Below are 4605 nucleotides of genomic sequence, written 5' to 3'. Positions count from 1 at the left end.
TCAGCTGTCCTGAGCCAACAGCGCAAGCCGCAAGCCCTTGTCCAGAGTGACTTGTGGCTGCCACCCGGTCGCGATCGCCTTGGAGACGTTGAGCTCGAGCGAGCCGATCAGGCTGTCATGCGTTTCCTGCCGCCCCATCACGATGAGAAGCTTGCTGAGCAGGTCGGGCGGCATGCCGAACAGCCGGGGGTTCTTGCCGGATGCATGGGCCAGGCGCTCGATGAACTCGGGCGTCGAGACCTGTTCCCTGTCAGCCACCAGGAAGACCTCGAAATTGCTGGCGGGGTCGGGATGGGCGAGCCGGCGCTGGATGAACGACGACAGATTCTGCACGGCGAGGAAGGCGCGGTGATTGCGGATGGCGGCAAAGGGCAGCGGCAACCCCAAACTCACCGCACGCGTCAGCAGCGCGAAATTGCCCTTGGCGCCCGCACCATAGACCAGCGGCGGCCTGATCACCGAGATCTTCATGGCGCTGTCGCGCGCCAGCGTCTTCAAGCCCGCTTCGGCCGCGGCCTTGGACATGCCGTAGAGACCGCGCGGCGTCAGGACGTCGTCCTCGCTGAACGGCGCGCGGCCGTCATTGGTGCGACCGTGCACGAGAACGGTGCTGATGAAGATGAACTGGCGCACCCCGGCCGTCGCCGCGCTACCCGCCAGGTGCAGCGTGCCGGCAATGTTGACGTTGCGATAGAGCTGGACCGCGTGCTCCTCGTGCTTGTGATGCACCCGCGCGGCGAGATGAATGACGGCGTCGACGCCTTCAAGCGCGGCCTGCCAGTCGGTTTCGGGGCCGATCGTTTCGATCACGACCTCGTCGTCGATGCCTTCCGGCCAAGCGCGCCGCGCGGCGGATCGACCAGCCCTCGCGCGCCAGCGCGGGCACGACATGACGGCCGACGAAACCGCTCGCCCCGTCACCAGCACGACTGGCTTGCGCTCGTTCATCGTTGCTCCGGCAGTTCGGGGTTGCGCAACAATTCGTCGGCCAGGGCGGCATAGGCGTTCATCGCGGTGGCGCGATCGAACTTCGCCGCCGCCTTCACCGCACGCTCCGCAAAGGCGACACCGTCGGAGCGAGACGCCGCGCGGATCGCCTCGGCCAGTTGATCGGCACGGCCCGGCGTCACGACCCAGCCCAGCCCGTTCTCCACCACGGTCAACGCGGCCTCGGCCTCCGGTTCGGAGACCAGCACCACGGGACGGCCGACCGCCAGCAGATTGTAGAACCGGCTCGGCACCGACACCCCCGCAACGTCCTTCCGGTACGGAATGATCCAGAGATTGGCAGCCGCCAGGAATGGTTCGAGCTCGGCATCCTCGACCCGTCCCACGAAGGAGACATTGGGCAAGTTCGCCTCAGTCTGCAACTGCTTCAACCGCTCGAATCCGATGCCCCAGCCAGAGAGCAGGAAATGGATGCCAGGCTCGGCCCTTAAAAGGCGCGCCGCCTCGAACACGATCTCCGGATCATGGGTGAAGCCAAGATTGCCCGACAGGCCGACAACGAAATCCGCCGAGAGCGCTTTGCGGAACGGATTATCCGCCGTCACCGGCCGGGGTGCGGCCACGAGCGTCGCCCAGTTCGGGATGAAGCGGATCTTGTTTCGCGTCATGCCGGAATAGCTCAGCAGCGGCCGTTCCGCATCGCGGCCGATGGTGATGACGGCATTGAGCGCGCGGAACATCAGACTGTTGGCGACACGCATCGTCATGGCCACGATCGAACCGGGCTTCAGCAGGCCCGCCATCACCAGCACGTCCGGGAAGAGGTCGTGCATGATCAGCGCCGAACGCGCACCCTTCAGCCTCGCCGCCGCCGCGACCGCGTAAGGCAGCATGAACGGTGCGGTGACGGTGAGCACGACGTCGCCTCGCCTCAGCTCCCGTGTCAACGCCAGGAACGTGCGCACCGCGAACAGCAGCTCGGAGGCGCCGCGCCGCACCAGCGCCGCCTTGCCCGCCATCCGGTTCTTGACGGCGACGACCCGCGGCTTGCCCGGGCCGGTCTGCGAGGCCGGCAACGCGCCCGGTGAGCCCGACAGCACCACGACCTCGTGATCCCCGGCGATGCGGCAGGCGATCTCGGCCATGATCGCCGCGGTCGTGCTCGGATCAGGCGGGTAATGCTGGCTCGCCACGACGATCTTGCCTCGAGGCTGCATGATCAGGCCGCGGTCGACCCGAATTCCGGAATCGCGTCCTTCAGGATGGTCCTGATGGTGGCCCGATCGTCGCGCGCGATCGCCTGCTCCAGCGCCGCAATCCATTTGCGCAGCGTCTGCATCGGCGGCTCGTTCGGCTGCGCGGCCATGATGCCGGCGACGCCGATCTCGCGGGTCGGCTCCTCGGAGGCGAACAGGATTTCGTGCAGGCGTTCGCCGGGCCGCATGCCCGTGAACACGATTTCGATGTCGTAGCCGGGTTGCAGGCCCGAGAGACGGATCATGCGCTCGGCGAGATCGACGATCTTCACCGGCTGGCCCATGTTGAGCACGTAGACGGACACGTCCGAGCGCTGCGTTCCGAGCGCATGCGTTGCCGCCGTGATGACGAGATCGCAGGCCTCGCGGATGGTCATGAAGTAGCGGACCATGTCGGGGTGCGTGACCGTCACGGGACCGCCGGCATCGATCTGGGCCTTGAACTTCGGCACCACCGAGCCGTTCGACGCGAGTACGTTACCGAACCGGACCGAGATCAGCCGCATCGACCGCCTGGCGCCGCCGTGACCCGCCGCAAGATCATGGTCGAGCGCCTGGCAATACATCTCGGCGAAGCGCTTGGTCAGGCCGAGCATCGACACCGGCTCGATCGCCTTGTCGGTCGAGATCATCACCATGGCTTCGGCGCCGGCGCTGTGCGCGGCATCGGCAACGTTGATCGAGCCGAAGATGTTGGTCTTGACGCCCTCGCTCCAGTCGCGCTCGAGGATCGGCACGTGCTTGAGCGCGGCGGCATGGAACACGATGTCCGGCTTGAACTCGGCCATCAGGCGCATGATGCGCTCACGGTCGCGGATGTCAGCGATCCGCCCTTCGATCGAAGCAGCAGTGCCGAGCGCCGCGAGCGTCTCCGTGATCGCGTAGAGCGCCGGCTCGGAATTTTCCACGATCAGAAGGCGCGCGGCGCCGAACGCGACGACACGCTCGCAGATCTCGGAACCGATCGAGCCGCCTCCACCGGTGACGATCACCGCCTTGCCCTCGATCAGGGCCTCGAGCCGCGCATAGTCGATCTTTTCGCTCGGCCGCAGCAGCAGGTCCTCGACGGCGACGGCCGTGAGCCGTGGCGTATCGCCGCTCTCGAGCGAGGGCATGCGGCTCACGATCACGCCGAGCTTGCGCGCCCGCATCAGGATCGATTCGGGATGGGCCTCCGGCTCGAATGCCGTCGGCGTCATCACGACGCGCGCGATCCCCTTGCCGCGCTTCGTGAAGTCGGCGATGACATCCTCGATGTCGTCGACGCCGCCCAGAACCGGGACGTTGCGGATGAACTGGCCGCGATCGGAACTCGACGGCGACAGCACGCCGACCGGCCAGATGCGCTTGATCGCCCCGCTCTCGATTCCGCGCAACAGCACCTCGGCATCCGCGGCGCGGCCGATCAGCAGCGTCGGCGCGGCATCTCCGGTGCGGGCGTGACGCCGAACCCGCGTATAGCGGAAATAGCGGTAGGCCATGCGCAACGCGCTGAGGAAGGAGATCTCGAGGAACCAATAGAGGACGATGGTCACCTTGCCGAGGAAGAAGGCGCCACGGACGTTGGGGGCGACGAAGATGTAGTCGAGCGCCAGGAGCGCAACCGTCAGCACGGTCGCGACGCGGATGATGTTCAGCGCGTCGGGCAGCGAGATGAAGCGCCATTTCGTCGTGGTCAAGTTGAAGACGAAGAACACGACCACGCTGAAGGCGAGAAAATAGGGCAGGATCTGAATCAGCAGCGGCAGGCGGTCGAAGAAGCCGTCGCCGCCCTCGAAGCGCAAATAGAAGGCGGCGAACAGCGCCGCGGCGGTCGCCAGCAGGTCGTGGAGCGCGATCATGAAATTGCGCAAGGTGAGATGCGAAAGACGCGTCATCCGCTGACCGAAAATCCAGTTAGATGCAACCTGATCGCGCTGATAACCCATCTCGGCCGGACATGCCAGTCAAGGCTTGTCAGTCAAGGTTTGCCATCCGGCCGGCCGTTCAGGAACCTGCTTCCGCCGCTTTCGCCCCGGCCTGCTGGGCCCGGATCACCATGCCGCCGGCAACGCCGACGCCGATGACGTACATCCAGCCCTCGTGGAAGTCGAACAGATGGGAGTTGAACAGCGAGGTGAAGACGTTCTGGACCACGACCAGGAGGCCGACCCAGTTTGCGAGCCCGTCGCCGCGAAACAACAGCAGATGCAGGATCCAGATGGCGTAGAGAGCGGCGACCCCGATGATGCCCCATTGCACGGCCACGTTCAGCGTCTGGTTATGCGGGTTGCCGATCACCTCGGCGGACGCCTGATACTGAGCATCCCCCGGCGTCGCGGCACGTTCGAACAATCCGCGCGTCGAGCCCGTGCCGTGCCCCTTGACCGGCGCCTCCGCGAAGAAGCCGAGGGATTTTCGC

The 4605-nt window shown here is 66.0% G+C and carries 4 protein-coding genes; all 4 read right to left on the bottom strand.

Annotated features, from left to right (window positions below):
- On the bottom strand, positions 1-948 hold the full coding sequence (locus tag IVB32_RS03360; RefSeq protein WP_247409799.1) for an NAD-dependent epimerase/dehydratase family protein: 948 nt from the start codon (positions 946-948) through the stop codon (positions 1-3).
- Positions 945-2165 (bottom strand): glycosyltransferase family 4 protein, encoded by a 1221-nt coding sequence (locus tag IVB32_RS03355; RefSeq protein WP_247409796.1) that lies wholly within the window; start codon positions 2163-2165, stop codon positions 945-947. Before IVB32_RS03355 ends, IVB32_RS03360 begins: the two co-directional genes overlap by 4 nt.
- Before the next feature lie 2 nt (positions 2166-2167).
- The gene (locus IVB32_RS03350; protein WP_247409794.1) at positions 2168-4081 is read right to left on the bottom strand and encodes an SDR family NAD(P)-dependent oxidoreductase; all 1914 of its coding nucleotides are present in this window, start codon (positions 4079-4081) and stop codon (positions 2168-2170) included.
- 109 nt (positions 4082-4190) lie between these two features.
- The coding region (locus IVB32_RS03345; protein WP_247409792.1) for an O-antigen ligase family protein at positions 4191-4605 on the bottom strand (415 nt) is incomplete at its 5' end.

Source organism: Bradyrhizobium sp. 23 (assembly GCF_023073295.1).
Taxonomy (GTDB): Bacteria; Pseudomonadota; Alphaproteobacteria; order Rhizobiales; family Xanthobacteraceae; genus Bradyrhizobium; species Bradyrhizobium canariense_D.
The sequence above is the reverse complement of the archived record's forward strand: the minus strand, read 5'-3'. Positions and strand labels throughout refer to the sequence as shown.